This window comes from Cellulosimicrobium sp. BMG9.23, from assembly GCF_059159985.1.
Genome location: NZ_JBZGBZ010000005.1, coordinates 305,740 through 322,056, shown reverse-complemented (window position 1 = coordinate 322,056; position 16,317 = coordinate 305,740). Strand labels below are relative to the sequence as shown.

At 73.0% G+C, this 16,317-nt stretch carries 18 protein-coding genes; 5 read left to right on the top strand and 13 right to left on the bottom strand.

All coding sequences use genetic code 11. From position 1 onward, the window contains the following. Positions 1-9: 9 nt before the first annotated feature. Entirely contained in the window at positions 10-615 is a 606-nt protein-coding gene (locus tag AC4H2G_RS10260; protein WP_494365651.1) for a ribonuclease H family protein, read from the bottom strand. Positions 616-893: 278 nt separating this feature from the next. Between AC4H2G_RS10260 and AC4H2G_RS10255 the strand changes: the two genes are divergently transcribed. Continuing rightward, positions 894-1,607 (top strand): DedA family protein, encoded by a 714-nt coding sequence (locus AC4H2G_RS10255; protein ID WP_494365650.1) that lies wholly within the window; start codon positions 894-896, stop codon positions 1,605-1,607. Positions 1,608-1,677: 70 nt separating this feature from the next. Here AC4H2G_RS10255 and AC4H2G_RS10250 read toward each other — a convergent pair whose 3' ends face one another. After that, positions 1,678-2,049: an FKBP-type peptidyl-prolyl cis-trans isomerase gene (locus AC4H2G_RS10250; protein WP_494365649.1), complete on the bottom strand. Its 372-nt coding sequence runs from the start codon at positions 2,047-2,049 to the stop codon at positions 1,678-1,680. Positions 2,050-2,156: 107 nt separating this feature from the next. Here AC4H2G_RS10250 and AC4H2G_RS10245 point away from each other — a divergent pair, with 107 nt between their 5' ends. Beyond that, positions 2,157-3,269, top strand: coding sequence for a VIT1/CCC1 transporter family protein (locus AC4H2G_RS10245; RefSeq protein ID WP_494365648.1), 1,113 nt, complete (start codon positions 2,157-2,159; stop codon positions 3,267-3,269). Positions 3,270-3,401: 132 nt separating this feature from the next. On the opposite strand, the gene AC4H2G_RS10240 is transcribed toward AC4H2G_RS10245, so the two are convergent. Both AC4H2G_RS10240 and AC4H2G_RS10235 read right to left on the bottom strand, forming a co-directional pair. Continuing rightward, a complete protein-coding gene (locus AC4H2G_RS10240) occupies positions 3,402-4,784 on the bottom strand; it encodes a GntP family permease (RefSeq protein ID WP_494365647.1) in 1,383 nt (460 codons plus the stop codon). A gap of 99 nt (positions 4,785-4,883) precedes the next feature. After that, the gene (locus tag AC4H2G_RS10235) at positions 4,884-5,468 is read right to left on the bottom strand and encodes a gluconokinase (RefSeq protein WP_494365646.1); all 585 of its coding nucleotides are present in this window, start codon (positions 5,466-5,468) and stop codon (positions 4,884-4,886) included. Positions 5,469-5,620: 152 nt separating this feature from the next. Between AC4H2G_RS10235 and AC4H2G_RS10230 the strand changes: the two genes are divergently transcribed. Further along, a complete protein-coding gene (locus AC4H2G_RS10230) occupies positions 5,621-6,328 on the top strand; it encodes a FadR/GntR family transcriptional regulator (protein ID WP_494365645.1) in 708 nt (235 codons plus the stop codon). A gap of 113 nt (positions 6,329-6,441) precedes the next feature. Here AC4H2G_RS10230 and AC4H2G_RS10225 read toward each other — a convergent pair whose 3' ends face one another. The 5 genes from AC4H2G_RS10225 to AC4H2G_RS10205 form a co-directional block, all read right to left on the bottom strand. Continuing rightward, complete coding sequence (locus AC4H2G_RS10225) at positions 6,442-8,607, bottom strand: ABC transporter permease (protein ID WP_494365644.1); 2,166 nt, start codon at positions 8,605-8,607, stop codon at positions 6,442-6,444. Beyond that, positions 8,607-8,732: a hypothetical protein gene (locus AC4H2G_RS10220; RefSeq protein WP_494365643.1), complete on the bottom strand. Its 126-nt coding sequence runs from the start codon at positions 8,730-8,732 to the stop codon at positions 8,607-8,609. Before AC4H2G_RS10220 ends, AC4H2G_RS10225 begins: the two co-directional genes overlap by 1 nt. Next, positions 8,729-9,511 (bottom strand): molybdate ABC transporter substrate-binding protein, encoded by a 783-nt coding sequence (gene modA / locus AC4H2G_RS10215; RefSeq protein ID WP_494365642.1) that lies wholly within the window; start codon positions 9,509-9,511, stop codon positions 8,729-8,731. Before modA ends, AC4H2G_RS10220 begins: the two co-directional genes overlap by 4 nt. After that, the gene (locus tag AC4H2G_RS10210; RefSeq protein WP_494365641.1) at positions 9,508-9,912 is read right to left on the bottom strand and encodes a TOBE domain-containing protein; all 405 of its coding nucleotides are present in this window, start codon (positions 9,910-9,912) and stop codon (positions 9,508-9,510) included. Before AC4H2G_RS10210 ends, modA begins: the two co-directional genes overlap by 4 nt. Positions 9,913-10,203: 291 nt before the next feature. Next, positions 10,204-10,776 carry a TetR/AcrR family transcriptional regulator gene (locus tag AC4H2G_RS10205; protein ID WP_494365640.1) on the bottom strand — a complete coding sequence of 191 codons (573 nt, stop codon included), beginning with the start codon at positions 10,774-10,776 and terminating at the stop codon, positions 10,204-10,206. A gap of 72 nt (positions 10,777-10,848) precedes the next feature. On the opposite strand from AC4H2G_RS10205, the gene AC4H2G_RS10200 reads away from it, so the two are divergent. Together AC4H2G_RS10200 and AC4H2G_RS10195 are read left to right on the top strand one after the other, a co-directional pair. Next, a complete protein-coding gene (locus AC4H2G_RS10200) occupies positions 10,849-11,427 on the top strand; it encodes a dihydrofolate reductase family protein (protein WP_494365639.1) in 579 nt (192 codons plus the stop codon). 78 nt (positions 11,428-11,505) lie between these two features. Beyond that, positions 11,506-12,000 (top strand): GNAT family N-acetyltransferase, encoded by a 495-nt coding sequence (locus tag AC4H2G_RS10195; RefSeq protein WP_494365638.1) that lies wholly within the window; start codon positions 11,506-11,508, stop codon positions 11,998-12,000. Between the two features lie 170 nt (positions 12,001-12,170). Here the strand turns inward: AC4H2G_RS10195 and AC4H2G_RS10190 are convergent, their stop codons facing one another. The 4 genes from AC4H2G_RS10190 to narH form a co-directional block, all read right to left on the bottom strand. Beyond that, on the bottom strand, positions 12,171-12,731 hold the full coding sequence (locus AC4H2G_RS10190) for a DoxX family protein (RefSeq protein ID WP_494365637.1): 561 nt from the start codon (positions 12,729-12,731) through the stop codon (positions 12,171-12,173). A 119-nt stretch (positions 12,732-12,850) separates the two neighbouring features. After that, complete coding sequence (narI, locus tag AC4H2G_RS10185) at positions 12,851-13,609, bottom strand: respiratory nitrate reductase subunit gamma (protein ID WP_494365636.1); 759 nt, start codon at positions 13,607-13,609, stop codon at positions 12,851-12,853. Continuing rightward, a complete protein-coding gene (gene narJ / locus AC4H2G_RS10180; protein WP_494365635.1) occupies positions 13,606-14,469 on the bottom strand; it encodes a nitrate reductase molybdenum cofactor assembly chaperone in 864 nt (287 codons plus the stop codon). Before narJ ends, narI begins: the two co-directional genes overlap by 4 nt. Next, complete coding sequence (gene narH / locus AC4H2G_RS10175; protein ID WP_494365634.1) at positions 14,466-16,298, bottom strand: nitrate reductase subunit beta; 1,833 nt, start codon at positions 16,296-16,298, stop codon at positions 14,466-14,468. The genes narJ and narH overlap by 4 nt, the downstream gene beginning before the upstream one ends. Positions 16,299-16,317 lie beyond the last annotated feature (19 nt).

The window sequence follows — 16,317 nt, the reverse complement described above, 5'->3', positions numbered from 1 at the left end:
GGCGCCCGGTCAGTCGAAGAGCGTGTCCATGCCCCAGTCGGAGGCTGCCGGGCCAGCCTTGGCTGCGGTGGCTGCGGTGGCTGCGGCGGCTGCGGCGGTCCCGGCGGACGACGGCGCGGCTCTCCCAGGAGCGGCCGTCGGGTCGCCGAGCTCGGGGACGAGCGTCCCGTCGAGATCCCCCCGGCCGGCCGCCCAGTCCTGGGCGGCGAGGCCCGCGAGCTGGTCCGCGCGCTCGTTGAACGGGTCGCCCACGTGGCCGCGGACCCACCGGAAGCGCACCGGCCCGGCGCGCTCGGTGATCGCCCGGTCGATGGCCTGCACCAGCTCGAGGTTCTTCACCGGCTGACCGCCGGCGGTCCGCCAGCCCTTGCGCTTCCACGCCACGACCCACTCCGACGCGCACTTGATCGCGTACTGAGAGTCGGACTCGATGAGCAGCGGCTCCGCGCCCGGATGCGAGCGGACCGCTTGCAGCAGGGCTGTGAGCTCGGCGACCTGGTTCGTGCCGCTCACGGCGCCACCGGAGTCGAACGACCCGTCGTGGTTGATCCACGCCCAACCGATCGCCCCGCCGGGGTTGACCAGGCACGAGCCGTCGGTGCTGACAGTGATCACTGTGCTCCTCGATCCACTGTGCTCCTCGATCACGGACGTCCCCGTCCGCGGGCTGCGGCGCGGGGAGGCGAATGCGTCGGGGCACATTGTCTCCCGTCCGAGGACGACGTCGTGCACGTGTCCGGCGTGAAGGCCGAGCGGGTCGGGTGGACCGCCCTCCTGGCCACGGCTCGACGTCGCGGACCCAGGTTCTCAAGCGGCGGCTCGGGGTCGCCTCAGGGGAGAACCGGGGGGATACCCCATGGTGGGAGGCCGGACCTGTCGTCGAGGCTGGGGGCATGGTCACGTGGGTGGGGGAGCTGTGGGGACAGGTCGAGTCGTGGTTGCTGGCGCTCGTCGACTCCGTCTGGGCGCTCCCGACGCTGTTCGCGACGACAGCGTTCGACGGCTTCTTCCCGCCGATCCCCGGCGAGACCGTCATCGTCATGCTCGCGGTCGGGGCGCAGTCCGGCGGCGGGGTGGCCTGGGGGCTCGTCCTGCTCGTCGCCGCACTCGGTGCGTGGTGCGGTGACCAGCTCGCCTACGCGCTCGGTCGCGCGCTCGGGACCCGTGCGCTCCCCGCCCTGCGGGGCGCCCGCGGGCAGCGTGCCGTGGGCTGGGCGTCGCGAGCGCTCGACCGCCGCGGCGCGTCCGTCGTCCTGGCCGCGCGGTTCGTGCCCGTGGGCCGGACGGCGGTCAACGTCACGGCCGGTGCGGTGGGCTTCTCCCGGCGTCGCTTCATGGGGCTCTCGGCGGTCGCGTCCCTGGTGTGGGCCGCGTACTCGGTCGCGATCGGCACGCTCGCGGGCGCCTGGCTCGGCGACAGCCCGCTCCTCGCCGTGGTCGTCGGGGTCGTCGGGGGAGTGCTCGTGGGCGTCGCCGTCGACACGGTGGTCCGGGTCCGCGCCGCCCGCCGGGAACGGTCCGCTCTGACGCCGGGCGTCGCAAACCCTGTCCCACCACTCCCGGAGCGGGACACGGCGCTGGCCTCGTGCTCCGCGTCGGCGAGGTAGTACCCCGGTCGCACGACCGGGGTACTACCTCGCGGACTGCGGTACTACCTCGCGGGAGCGGTCGAGCGGGTCAGGAGACGCCGAGCAGGTCGATGACGAAGATCAGCGTCTTGCCGGACAGGCGGTGGCCGCCGCCGGCGGGGCCGTAGGCGAGCTCCGGCGGCACGACGAGCTTGCGGCGCCCGCCCACCTTCATGCCGGGGATGCCCTGCTGCCAGCCCGCGATGAGGCTGCGCAGCGGGAAGTTGATCGACTGGCCGCGGTTCCACGACGCGTCGAACTCCTCGCCGGTCTCGTACTCGACGCCGAGGTAGTGGACGTCGACGGTCGAGCCGGGGGCGGCCTCCGGTCCGTCGCCGACGACGACGTCCTCGACGACGAGCTCGGTGGGTGCGGGACCTTCGGGTGCGTCGATCTCGGGGCGTTCAGGCTGTGTGGTCATGCCGTCGATCCAACCACGCGCGGACGGACGGCGTCCGACGGGCGCCCCCGTCCGCCCGTTCGGGCAGGCGAAACACCGGGACGCGAAAGATCGTCATCATGGGAGGCATGGCCACCCCTCCCGAACCCCCGTCCGGCGCGCCCGCGGACCGCGTCGGCCACCCGAGCGCGCGCGACGTGCGCCGGTGGCGCCGGTACCTCGCGGACGAGCGCGCGGAGGCGGCGTCGTACCGCGACCTGGCGAGCCGCCGCAGCGGCGAGGAGCGCGAGATCCTCCTCGCCCTCGCCGAGGCCGAGCGACGCCACGAGCAGCACTGGCTCGACCTCCTCGGAGACGACGTCGGGCGGCCGCTGCGCGGCGACTGGCGCACCCGCAGCCTGGGCTGGCTCGCGCGGCGCTTCGGCGGCGTGTTCGTCCTCGCGCTCGCGCAGCGGGCCGAGTCGCGCTCGTCGTACGAGACCGACGCGGACGCGACGGCGACCATGGCCGCGGACGAGCGCATCCACGAGGAGGTCGTGCGTGGCCTCGCGACGCGCGGACGGAACCGCATGTCGGGGACGTTCCGCGCCGCCGTGTTCGGCGCGAACGACGGTCTCGTCTCGAACCTCGCGCTCATCCTGGGCATCGGAGCGTCGGGTGCCTCGAACCAGACCGTCCTGCTCTCCGGGCTCGCCGGGCTCCTGGCCGGTGCCCTGTCGATGGGCGCGGGGGAGTACGTCTCTGTCCGGTCGCAGCGCGAGCTTCTCGACGCCTCGACGCCGAGCCCGCACGCCTCGGCCGCGCTGCCCGACCTCGACGTCGACGCGAACGAGCTCGCGCTGGTCTACCGGGCGCGCGGCATGACGGCGGGCGAGGCCGAGGCGCACGCGTCCGAGGTGCTCTCCACCTACACCGCTCAGACGGAGATCGCGCCGGCTCCGAACGCCGACGAGCACGAGACCCACGGCACGGCGATCGGTGCGGCCGTGTCGTCCTTTCTCTTCTTCGCGTCCGGCGCGCTCATCCCGGTGCTGCCCTACCTGCTGGGCCTGACCGGAGCGGCGGCCGTGGCGGTCGCCGCCGGTCTCGTCGGGATCGCTCTCCTCGCGACCGGTGCGACGGTCGGCCTGCTGTCAGGGACGTCGCCCGTGACGCGCGGGCTGCGGCAGGTCGCGATCGGGTTCGGCGCCGCGCTCGCCACGTACCTGCTCGGACGGGTGTTCGGGGCAACGGTCGGCTGAATCGCCGACACCGGCGCTCAAGCGCCGGTCTGCTCGGACGGGAGCCGGGCCCACCCCGGAGGCGCGGGCGGCGTCGCGCACGTGGTGCGCGACGCCGTTCCCGCACGCCCGGTCAGCGGGCGCCCCCGCGCGTCAGGCGATCACGAACACCAGGCCCGCGATCGCGAAGCCCATCACACCGATGGCCGTCTCCATGACGGTCCAGGTCTTCAGCGTCGTCTTGACGTCCATGTCGAAGAACCGGCCGACGAGCCAGAACCCGGAGTCGTTGACGTGGCTGAGCACCACGGACCCGGCGGCTACCGCCACGACGATCGCGGCGAGCTCGACGGGGTTGAAGCTCCCGGCCTCGACCGCCGGGGCGATGAGCCCGGCCGCCGTCGTGAGCGCGACGGTCGCCGAGCCCTGCGCGACGCGCAGGATCGCGGCGATGAGGAACCCGGCGACGATCACCGGGAGGCCGAGGTCGCCGAGCACGTCCGCGAGCGCGTCGCCGATGCCGGTGGCGCGCAGCACACCCCCGAACATTCCGCCCGCACCCGTGATGAGGATGACGGAGCAGACCGGCCCGAGCGCGGAGTCGAGGGTCTTCTCCAGCGCCGTCCCGCCCACGCCCCGGCGCTTGCCGAGCACCCAGGAGGCGACGAGCACGGTGATGAGCAGCGCGACGGGCGTCGCGCCGATGGCCCGGAGGGCGAGCACGCCGGGGTTCTCGCGGTCGACGGCGCCCGCGGCCCCCAGCGCGTCGAGTCCCGTGTTCGCGAAGATCAGGATCAGCGGCAGCAGGAGGATCGTGATGACCGTGCCGAACTTCGGCGGGTTCTCGAGCTGGTCCTCGTCGGCCTTGCCGAGGATCGCGGGGATGGGGAGGTCGATGCGCTTCCCGACGTAGCGGCCGAACAGGTAGCTCGTGACGTACCACGTGGGGATCGCGACGACGAGCCCGAGCAGGATGACGATGCCGATGTTCGCGCCGAGGAACTCGGTCGCGGCGACCGGGCCGGGGTGCGGCGGCACGTAGATGTGCATGACGGAGAACGCGCCCGCGACGGGCAGGCCGTAGAGCAGGAGCGAGCCGCCGAGCTTGCGGCCGACCGAGAAGACGATCGGCAGCATCACGACGAGGCCGGCGTCGAAGAAGATCGGGAACCCGAAGATGAGGGACGCAAGCCCGAGAGCGAACGGTGCTCGCTTCTCGCCGAACTTGTCGATGAGGAAGTCGGCCATGACCTGCGCGCCGCCGCTCGTCTCGACGAGCCGGCCGAGCATCGCGCCGAGCCCGACGAGCAGGGCGACGGTGGCGAGCGTCGTGCCGAAGCCCGCCGTGAGCACCTCGATGACGGACCCCGTGGGGATGCCGGCGACGAGCGCGGTGAGCAGGCTGACGACGATCAGGGCGAGGAACGCGTGGAGCTTGAGCTTGATGATGAGGAAGAGCAGGAGCGCGATGGCGCCCGCGGCGATCGCGAGCAGCGGGCCCGCGGTCAGGGTCTGGGTCCAGTCCTCGGGGGGCATGATTGTCTCCGTCGACGGTCGGGTGGTGGGCACTGGGCCCCGGGCATGGTCTCGATGCGGGTCCTGCAGGTCGTGCGGGTCGGCCGGGCGGGAGACGCGTCAGCGCGCCTCGGCGGTGCCGCGCAGGTGTGCGCGCGCCAGGATCTCGTCCACGAGCTGCTCGGGCGGCGCGGCGATGTCGAGCCGGAAGCCGCGCTCGTCGTCGGTCAGGGGTTCGAGCGTGGCGAGCTGCGACGGCAGGAGCGACGTCGGCATGAAGTGCCCGCTGCGGTGCTGCATGCGCTCGCCGAGGAGCTCGGGCGAGCCGTCGAGGTGCACGAAGCACACCTGTCCGCGCGCGGTGCGCAGCAGGTCGCGGTACGTGCGCTTGAGCGCGGAGCACGTCACGACGCCGGAGCGGCCGGCGTCGGCCTCGGTGCTCAGCCAGTCGCGGATCGCCTCGAGCCACGGCCAACGGTCGTCGTCGGTGAGCGGGGTGCCCGTGCTCATCTTGTCGATGTTGGCCTGCGGGTGGAACTGGTCGGCCTCGGCGTACGTGATGCCGAGGCGCTCGCCGAGGAGCGTCGCGACCGTCGTCTTGCCCGAGCCGGCCACGCCCATGACGACGAGGTGCTCGGGATCTCGGCCGGTGCCGGGCGGCTGCGTCGGCGTGCCGGGTGCGGTGTCGCGGTCCGTGGTGTCCATGCGGGTTCCTGTCGGTCCGGTCGGCTCCGACGTCGTCCGTCCGACGTCGGTGTCGTGGCGCGTCCGTCGCGCCGTGCGTACGAGGATGCCTGATTGATAACACCATTGGCAAGTGATTGATCACACCAATAGTCCCCACTAGGCTCGGCGTCATGGCGACGACGGTCCTGCACACCACGGTGCTCGACTCCCTCGGTCGTCGCATCACCAGCGGCGACGTCGCCGCCGGAACGCCCCTCACTCTCGACGCGATCGGGACTGAGTTCGGCGTCTCGCGCACCGTCGCACGCGAGGTCATGCGCCTCCTCGAAGGGCTCGGGCTCGTGCGCTCCGGGCGGCGCGTCGGCATCGTCGTGCTCGGCATGGAGGCGTGGAACGTGCTCGACCCGCGCGTCATCCGCTGGCGCCTCGAAGGACCCGGTCGCGACGCGCAGCTCCGCACGCTCACCGAGCTGCGCCACGCCGTCGAGCCGCTCGCCGCGGCCGGCGCCGCGCGGAACGCGACGCAGGAGGTCCGCGACGAGCTCGTCGCGACCGCTGCCCGCATGCGGATGCTCGGCGAGGCAGGGGACCTCGAGGAGTTCCTCGCGCTCGACGTGCGGATGCACGAGCTCCTGCTCCGGTCGAGCGGCAACGAGATGTTCGGGGCGCTCGCGGACGTCGTCGCCGCGGTGCTCTCCGGCCGGACGCACCTCGGGCTGATGCCCGCGTCGCCCGTGCCCGAGGCGCTCGACCAGCACGAGGCCGTCGCGCACGCCGTCGCGGACGGCGACGCGGAGCGCGCCGAGGCGGCGATGGCCGCGCTCGTCGGCGAGGTGCGCAGCGCGCTCGGCGGCGTCGACCGGCCCACGGGCGGCTGAGGACCCTACCGAACCCCGGGTTGTGTGTCGTTCAGGCCGCTGATCGCGGTATAACCCGGGTTCGGCTGACGCGTCGCCCCGGGCGCTACAACGTTCCGAGGGGCGCGATCCGGTCAGCGCGCGTAGATCCGGACCTCCGCCGCCTTGACGACGAACCAGACGCTCTCGCCGGGCGCGAGGCGCAGCTCGGCCACGGCGCGCGGGGTGAGGTCGGCGGCGAGGCGCGGGGCGTCGTCGCGCACGACGGCGGTCGCGGCCGCGGGGGTCCGCGCACGCGGCCCGTCGCTCACCACACGCGCCCACGCGCGCAGCAGCGGGCCGTGCGGCTCGACGCTCGTGACGACCACGCGCCAGGCGTTGCGCGGGCTGCCCTCCGGCGTCGCGCGGTGGACCGCGACCGCCCGCGGCTCGAACACGGCGACGGCTGCGGAGCCGACGGCGAGCGGTTCGCCCGACGTCCCCAGGACGCCGGTCTCGGTGCCGTCGATGGTCAGGCTCGCCTCGTGATCGACGGCGTCGACATCCCCGGTGACGTCGGAGGCCACGCCGGCGAGCAGGTTGACGCCCGCGAGCCTCGCGGCGAACCGGGACCGCGGGCGCGTCAGCACCTCGGTGGCAGGGCCGTCCTCGACGACCCGCCCGTCCTCGAGCACGACGGCGCGGTCCGCCAGGAGCAGCACGTCCAGCAGGTCGTGGGTGACGAGCAGCGTCGTCCGCGGCCGGTCGCGCTGCGCGTCGTGCAGCACCGTGCGCACACGCTGCGCGACGCCGACGTCGAGCGACGCGAGCGGCTCGTCCAGCAGGAGGACGCGCGGGGCCGTCGCGAGGGCGCGCGCGATCGAGACTCGCTGCGCCTGGCCGCCGGAGAGGTCGGTCGCCCGGCGTCCAGCGAGGTCGTCTGCGCCGACGTGCGCAAGGACGTCGAGCGCGGTGGTGCGAGCCGCCCCGCGCCCGGCACCGCGAGCGCGGAGACCGAACGCGACGTTGCCGACGACCGACAGGTGCTCGAACAGCAGCGGTCGCTGGCTGAGCCACGCGACGCGTCGGGCGCGCGGCGGCTCGCGGGTGACGTCGGTGCCGTCAACGGTGACGCGCCCCGCCCGCATCTCGTGAGAAGACAGCAACCCGGCGACCGCCTGGAGCAGGGTCGACTTGCCCGAGCCGTTCTCCCCGAGCACGGCGACCACCTCGCCGGGCGCGACCGTGAGGTCGACGTCGAGCCCTCGCCCCGGCACGACGACCCGGACGGCGAGCGAGGCCGGCGGCTCGGCCGCTCCGGCGACGTGTGCGGCGACCCGAACGGTGGGGGCGCTGTGGGTGCTCGGGCTGGCCGCGTCGTCACCTCGGGCGTTCGGCTGTCCGTAGCCGCGCGCGGCTTTTACGCCCTTCGCATCCGACACCGCCCCCACCGCTCGTTCCTCGATCCGTCCCGACCCCCGCCCCGGACCTGAGCGACGACGCCTTCCCGGGCGACCGGGACCCCCGCCGTCGAGCACGCGCGGACCGTGCACGGCGGCCGTGATGACGACCGCCACGACGACGAGCACGAACGACAGCGCGACGGCGGCGTCCGGGTCGGCGCTGCGCTGGAGGTAGATCTCGAGCGGCAGGGTCTGCGTCACGCCCTGGAGCGCGCCCGCGAACGTGATGGTCGCGCCGAACTCGCCGAGAGCCCGCGCGAACGCGAGGACGGAGCCGGACAGCAGCGCCGGCAGGACGCGGGGGAGCGTGACGCGACGCAGCACCGTCGTCGGGCGGGCGCCGAGCGTCGCCGCGACGTCCTCGAACCGGGTGTCCTGCGTGCGCAGCGCTCCCTCGAGGCTCAGCACGAGGAACGGGAGCGCGACGAACGTCTGAGCCAGGACGACCGCGGTCGTCGTGAACGCGATCTCGATCCCGAGCACCTCGAGGTGCTGCCCGATCAGGCCGCGCCGCCCGAACGTGTACAGCAGCGCGATGCCCCCAACGACGGGCGGCAGCACGAGCGGGAGCAGGACCAGCGCCCGCGCGAACCGCTGCCCGGGGAACGTCGTGCGCGCGAGGACGAGTGCCATCGGGGTCCCGACGACGACGCAGCACGCCGTGGCGACGAGCGACGTCCGCAGCGACAGCCAGAGCGCGTCGAGCGCGGTCGGCGAGGACACGAGCGACCAGAGCCCGCCCTCGCCGTCCGGGCCGGGCGCGACGTCGACGCGCGCGACCATCGCGACGAGCGGCACGACGACGAACAGCGCGCCGAGCACCGCCGGGACGAGGAGCCAGCGGGGGAGCGAGCGCATCAGCCGGCGCCTGTCGCCGGGCAGGTCTCGGCGCCGCTCAGGAGACCGACCTCGGCATCGGTCATGACGCCGGTCAAGGCGCTGTTCTCGGTGCTGGTCGCGGTGCTGGTCTCGGTGCTGGTCACGGCGCGCCGAAGCCCGCCTCGGTGAGCGCGGCCTGGCCGGTCTCGCCGGTCACGAGGTCGACCCACGCCTGAGCGAGTTCCGCCTGCTCCGCCCCGGCGTCGGCTGCTGCTGCGACCACGGCGATCGGGTAGGTGTTCAGCGCAGCGTCGGTCTTGGGCACGTCGACGACCTCGACGTCGTCGCCCGCGAGCGTCGCGTCCGTGACGTAGACGAGCCCGGCGTCCGCTTCGCCTGCTGTGACCTTGCCGAGCACGTCGGTGACGCTCGCCTCCTCGCTCACGCGGTGGATCGTCACGCCCGCGGCGTCGGCGACCGCGTCCGTCGCGCTCCCGCACGGCACCTCGGGCGCGCACACGACGACCTTGACGTCGTCGCGCGCGAGGTCGGCGAACGACCCGACGTCTCCAGGGTTGCCGGGCGGCACGACGACCGTCAGCGTGTTCGTCGCGAACGCGACCGGGTCGCTCGCGTCGCCGGCGTCGACGACGCGGTCCATCGTCCGCTCGTCGGCGGACGCGAAGACGTCCGCGGGCGCGCCGGCGAGGATCTGGTCGCCCAGGTCCGACGACCCCGCGAACGACAGCGAGACCGTCACGCCGTCGTGCTCCGCCTCGAAGTCCGCCGCGAGGTCGGTGAACACGTCGCGCAGCGACGCCGCCGCGAGCACGGTGAGCGTGCGCTCCTCCGCGGGCGCGCCGCCGTCCGCGCTGCACGCCGTGAGGCCGACCGCGAGGGCCAACGACCCCAGTGCCGCCGTGCCGCGGGTGGCTGCGCTCACGCGGCGCCACCGGGGGTCTCGACGATGACGGTCGTCGCCTTGACCACCGCGACGGCGAGGCTCCCGGGCTCGAGCCGCAGCTCTCGCACGGCCTCCGTGCTCATGAGCGACACGACGCGCTGACCACCGCAGAGCATCTCGACCTGCGACATGACCTGGTCGCTCACGACGCCCGTGACGATCCCCACGAACCGGTTGCGGGCCGACCGTGCGACGCCCGACGGGTCGGGCGTCGGGTGCGACTGCGCGACGGCGAACCGCGCGAGCTCCGCGCCGTCGACCACCTTGCGCCCGGCGTCGTCGGCGCTCGCGCCGAGGTCCCCGGCGTCGACCCACCGCCGGACGGTGTCGTCACTGACGCCGAGCAGCGCGGCAGCGTCACGGATCCGAAAGTGCGGCATAGAATCCATGATAGGCCCGCAGGTGCGGAGACGTTCTGTCGTGGGGTGCGCGGGCGGTGCGGCGCCGGTGCTCGGGCTGTCCGCGCCGTCACCTCGTGCGGTCGGCCGTCCGCCTGAGGAGCGCGGCCTCTACGCCCTTCGCATCCGACGCCGCACCGCCCGCTGGGCCTTCGCCTCGCCGAGGTCTCCGTCGTGCACGACGCCGCACTGTCCGCTCGGGCCTTCGCCTCGCTGTGGTCTCGGTCGTGCACGACGGCGCGGCGTCCGTTCCTCCGTCGTCTCGACGAGGGGTCATCGCGCCGGAAGGAGACCTGCCACGAGTGCGTCGATCACGTCGTCGATCGGGATCTCCGGGTCGACCGGCGTGGTCAGCCGGTCGAAGAGGAGCCCGTCGATCGCGTAGTGGAACAGGGCGATCTCCCGGCGCCCGCCCGGCAGGCCGGCTGACCGGTTGAACTCCACGTCGGCCTCGAATCCCGCGCGCAGCCACGGCTCGAGCACGGCGGCGAGCTCGGGCCGGCGCCCGGAGGCGAGGCGCAGCTCGAACAGTGCTCGCGTGACATCAGATTCTGCGGACAGCCGACGCACGATGTCGCGGAGGTAGTCGGCGAACAGCGCGCGGCTGGGCTGCTGTGCTGCTCGCCGCGCCAGGTCCTCTGGTGTGGGAGCGAGTCGCTCCCCGATGCGCTCGAACAACCCGGCGACGAGCGCGTCACGGCTCCTGAAGTAGTTCGACGTCGTTCCCGTCGGGACCCCGGCCTCGTCGTCGATCGCACGATGCGTCAGACCGCGCGACCCCTCGCGCGCGAGCACGGCGATCCCCGCGTCCGCCAGCGCGCTGCGTCGCGCCGTGTTCTTCGCCATGCGCTGACGATAGCTCAACCACTTCACCTGTTGTACTCTTCAACCACTGCACCTGTAGTTATTGGAGACGCGATGCGAGAAGTGACCTACTACGTCGCCGTCAGCCTCGACGGATACATCGCCGGTCCGCACGGTGAGTTCGACGCCTTCCTCGCCGAGGGCGATCACATGGAGCCGATCTGGGCGGGGTATCGCGGCACCGCGCCGACGCGCCTGGCCGAGGCCGCCGGCCTCTCGGTCGCCGACGGCCCGTTCGACACCGTTCTCATGGGATGGAACACCTACGCCGTCGGCCTTCCCGACCACCACCTGCCGAACCCGTACGAGCACCTGCGGCAGATCGTCTTCTCCCGTGCGCACGAGGCGCCTGCCGGGAGCGAGGGGGTGCGCGTCACGGACTCCGACCCGGGGGAGACGGTCCGTGCGCTCAAGCAGGAAGTCGGGAAGGGCATCTGGCTGTGCGGCGGGGGCGTGCTCGCCGCGGTGCTCGCCGACGAGATCGACCGGCTCGCGCTGAAGATCAACCCCGTCATGCTGGGTGGGGGGATACCGCTGTTCGGCGCGCGCGACTACGCGCCGCAGCGGTGGGAGAACATCAGCACGCAGACCTTCGGCTCCGGTGTGACCTTCGCGGAGTACGCCCGGTCGTGAGGTCCGCGGCCGTCGTGGGGAGGACCGTGCGGCCCGAGGGTGCGTCTCCGGCTCGGAGGCGTGTGCGACCCTCGTCCCGTGAACGAGACGACCATCCGGGGCGACGTGCGCGTCGCCGTCGAGGACCCGTCGGCTGCCGACGTCCTCGCGCTGCTGCAGGAGCACCTCGACGACATGTTCGCGACGTCGCCGCCGGAGAGTGTGCACGCGCTCGACGTCGAGCGGTTGCGCGTCCCGGAGATCACGTTCGTCACGGCGCGTTCGGCGGACGGGGGGCTGCTGGGGTGCGGTGCGCTGAAGGCGCACGCGGGCGGGCTCGGCGAGCTCAAGTCGATGCGCACGACGGCGGCCGCACGGGGACGGGGGGTCGCTTCGACGGTGCTCGCGTTCCTCCTCGACGAGGCGCGAGGCCGCGGGATGAGTCGAGTGAGCCTGGAGACCGGCGCAGAGGACTACTTCGTTCCCGCGCGACGGCTCTACGCGCGGCACGGGTTCGTCGGGTGCCCGCCGTTCGCCGACTACACCGACGACCCCAACAGCGTCTTCATGACCCTCGACCTCCACGCCGGCTGACCCCGAACTGGCCCCGTAACCGCGAGAAGTGAGCTTCCGCCCCGGAATCAGCAGGATGTGGGGCGGAAGCTCACTTCTCGGCGCCCGGCTCGCGTGGCGCGCTCGACGGCTGGCTCGGGCTGGCTGGGCGGCCGGCTCGGGTGGCTGGCTCGGTGTCGGTTGCGCTGCGGTCATGCCTCGAGCTTCAGGCGTGCACCCAGCGCGACGGCCGCGACGACGGAGGCGCCGGCGACGAGCACCGCGTCCTTGAGGACGTACTGGCCCATGAGGGTCACGCCGTCGCCGAAGAGCTCGCCGAAGAACAGGACGAGCGGGGACAGGATCCCGGCCATCGCGACCGCGAGCGCCAGCAGGCCGACCTTGAGGAAGCGGCCGGTGATCAGGCTCAGGCCGATGAAGGTCTCCAGCACCGCGGTGAAGAGGACGGCCGTGGTGCCGCCGACGAGCCCGAACGTGAGCGTCTCGACGGTGCGTGCGGCGATGGTCTCGGCGGGGCTGCCGCCCGGCACGAACTTCAGGATCCCGAAGCCGAGGAAGATCATGCCGATCGCGACGCGCAGGGCCGGCACCGACCACCGCGTGAGGAACCGGGCGGTCGCGGCGACGGCGGTGTCGACGTGCCCGGTGACGGTGGCGACGAGATGACGCGTCGCCGGGGCGGCGGGGCTGGCGGTGCCGGTCGGACGTGGTGCGGCGGCCGGCGTGGCGGGCGTCGCGGCTGCGTGGAACATGGTGAAGCCTCCTCCAGGTGGTGGGAGCAGCCGGTGTGGCCGCCTCTGGAAGGAGGGATCCGCACGACGCCTCGGGGCGTCCCCGCGCCGTTTTCACCCAGGGAACGGAGGTGCCGCCGTCACCGCCGGTTCGGCGGGGAGGACGGGTCCCAGCCCGGCCGCGGCTCGCGCGAGGTCGTCGACGCGTCGCGTGAGCGGTACACGACGTAGGGCCTGAACAGGTACGGGACCGGCGCCGAGAACGCGTGCACGAGGCGCGTGAACGGCCACACGGCGAAGAGGAGCATCGCGGCGACGACGTGCACCTGGAACGACGCAGGGACCCCGGCCATGAGCGCGGGCTCCGGCTGGAGGTACCACAGCGACCGGAACCACGGCGAGATCGTCTCCCGGTAGTCGTAGCCGTGCCCGCCCGCGAGGATCTGCGTCTGCACCGTGGCCCACGCGCCGGACAGGATCGACGCCGCGAGGAACACGTACATGCCCTTGTCCACGCGCGTCGTCGCGAGGAACACGGGCCCGGTCGTGCGCCGTCGGTAGATGAGGATGAGGAGCCCCGCGACGGCGACGACGGCCGCGACCGTCCCCATCGACGTCGCGATGAAGTGGTAGAACCCTTCGCTGATGCCGACGGCCTCGGTCCACGACTTCGGCACGACGAGCCCCAGCAGGTGCCCGAGCACGACGAACAGCAGCCCGAAGTGGAACAGCGGCGAGCCGAGTCGCAGGAGCCGCTTCTCGTAGAGCTCGCTCGACCGGGTGGTCCAGCCGAACTTGTCGTAGCGGTAGCGCCAGATCGACCCGACGACGAGCACCGCGAACGTCACGTACGGCAGCACGACCCACAGGATGATCTCGCTCGCGCTCACCCCGCTCATCGCCGACCACCCCTCTCGTCCGTCTCCGTCGGACCGAACGGCGCGAGTCCCTCGAGCCCCACCATCTCGCTCGGCGGTCCGGCCGTGACGAGCGCCTCGTAGCGCCGTTCCATCGCCTCGTCGAGCGGCGGGAGCGTGAGGCACACGGCCTCGACGACGGCGGCCCAGGGCGACCCCGTGTCCGCGAGCGCCGCGCGCAGCACCTCGATCCCGTCGCGGTGCGAGCCGAGCAGCCCGGCGGCGATGGTCGCGTCGTCGCCGGTCGTGCGCGCCGAGAACTCGAGCACGGTCGGCAGGTAGTCGGGCAGCTCCGGTCCGCCCGCGGCGGTCCGGGCGGCGAGCTCCCAGCCCGCGGCCCGGTACGCCTCGACGAACCGGACGAGCGCGATCCCGCGGCGTCGGGTGTCTCCGGCGGCGTAGTACGACAGGTACATCGAGCACTTGCGCTTGAGGTCGAACGTCGCGACGTACCGCGCCTGCAGGTCGCGCAGCCCGCCGCGTCCCGATCCGTCCTCGCCCGATCCGTCCTCGCCCGATCCGTCCTCGCCCGATCCGTCCTCGACCGGTCCGCCGTGCCCGTCCGTGCCCGACGCCGCGTGGTCCAGCAGGTCGCAGAACCCCCCGAGCCGCTCGGCGACCGGGGCCGGCAGCCCGGGCAGCGCGGGACGGACGGCGGCAGCGGCGGCGAGCACGTCGTCGTCGGGATAGGCGAGCAGGAGCGAGGCCGCCATGTGCGCGGTCCGGCGCTGCGCCGCCGTCGTGGGGACGGGAGCGACCGCCCGGGCGGCGTCGTCGCCGGACCCGGCACTGCGGCGTCGGGCACCCGGGCGCAGGCGGGGCAGCGGCAGGAGCGAGGTCACCGCGCACCGCCCGGGGTGTCCGGGATCCCGGGATCCGGCGGCTCGCCCGACGACTCCACGCCGTCGACCGCGTCGAAGCGCGCGTCCTGCCGCCCGCCGGGCAGCGTGCCGAGCGCGCCGGGCGGGGTGCCGCCGCCCTGGCCGACGTCCGCTGCGTGACCGGACTCCAGCTCCGGCGGGAAGAGCCCGGCGGGGCGTCCGCGGCCGTCCCAGTTGAGCAGGTTCACGCGCGACGTGGTCGACGGCTCGTGCGGCGAGTTCCCGGTCTGGCGGGCCTGGAGCACGTGGAAGTTCTCGACGGCGACGGGCATCGGCTGCCCGGAGGACGAGCCGAACGGGCCACCGCCGGACATCGTCGTGCCGCCGTACCCGCCCATGCCCGGCCCGCCGTCGACGTCGAGCGAGCACGCCATCTCGTCGAGCTCGCGCGCGATCTCGGTGTGCGCGGTGGGGATGACGTAGCGCTCCTCGTACTTCGCGATCGCGAGGAGCCGGTACATCTCCTGCACCGCGGCGCCCGTCATCCCGACGGCGGTCGCGTTCTCCTCGGGGAACGGGTTGCCCAGGTTGACCTCGCGCATGGCCGAGCGCATCGCGGCGAGGCGGCGCAGCACCTTCTCGACGGGCGCGGTGTCGCCCGCGGTGAACAGCCCGGCGAGGTACTCGAGCGGGATGCGCAGCTGGGAGATCGCGGCGAACAGCGTGCGCCCGTCCTCGCCGTCGTTGCCGGACGCCGTGACCGTGTCGACCACCGGCGACAACGGCGGGATGTACCAGACCATCGGCAGCGTGCGGTACTCGGGGTGCAGGGGGAGGGCGACCTCGTACTCGGAGATGAGCTTCCAGATCGGCGATGCCTGCGCCGCGGTGATCCAGTCGTCGGGGATGCCCTCGTGGCGGGCCGCCGCGACGACCTCGGGGTCGTGCGGGTCGAGGAGGATCGAGCGCTGCGCGGCGAGCAGGTCGTGCTCGTCCTCGGCGGCCGCGGCGGTCGAGACCCGGTCGGCGTCGTAGAGCACGAGGCCGAGGTAGCGCAGGCGACCGACGCACGTCTCCGAGCACACCGTCGGCAGGCCGACCTCGAGCCGCGGGTAGCACAGCGTGCACTTCTCGGCCTTGCCGGTCTTGTGATTGAAGTACACCTTCTTGTACGGGCACCCGGTCACGCACATGCGCCACCCGCGGCACTGGTCCTGGTCGACGAGCACGATGCCGTCCTCGGCCCGCTTGTACATCGCGCCCGACGGGCACGACGCGACGCACGCCGGGTTGAGGCAGTGCTCACAGATACGCGGCAGGTAGAACATGAACGTCTTCTCGAGCTCTTCCGCGACGTGCTCGCTCATGTGCTGGAGCACCGGGTCCTGCTGCATCGTCGCCGTGGAGCCCCCGAGGTCGTCGTCCCAGTTCGCCGACCACGAGATCTGCATGTTCTCGCCCGTGAGCAGCGACTTCGGCCGCGCGACGGGAGTGTGCTTGCCCTGCGGCGCGGACAGCAGCATGTCGTACTCGTAGGTCCACGGCTCGTAGTAGTCGTGGATCGACGGGAGCTTCGGGTTGGAGAAGATCGTCGCGAGCTTCTTGAGCCGCCCGCCCGCGCGCAGCTTGAGCTTCCCGCTCCTCGTGCGGACCCAGCCGCCCTCCCACTTGTCCTGGTCCTGGTACGTCCGCGGGTAGCCCAGGCCGGGCCGCGTCTCGACGTTGTTGAACCACACGTACTCCACGCCCGTGCGGTTCGTCCACGCCTGCTTGCACGTCACCGAGCACGTGTGGCACCCGATGCACTTGTCGAGGTTCATCACCATCGACATCTGCGCCATGACCTTCATACGCCTGCCCTCCGCGTCG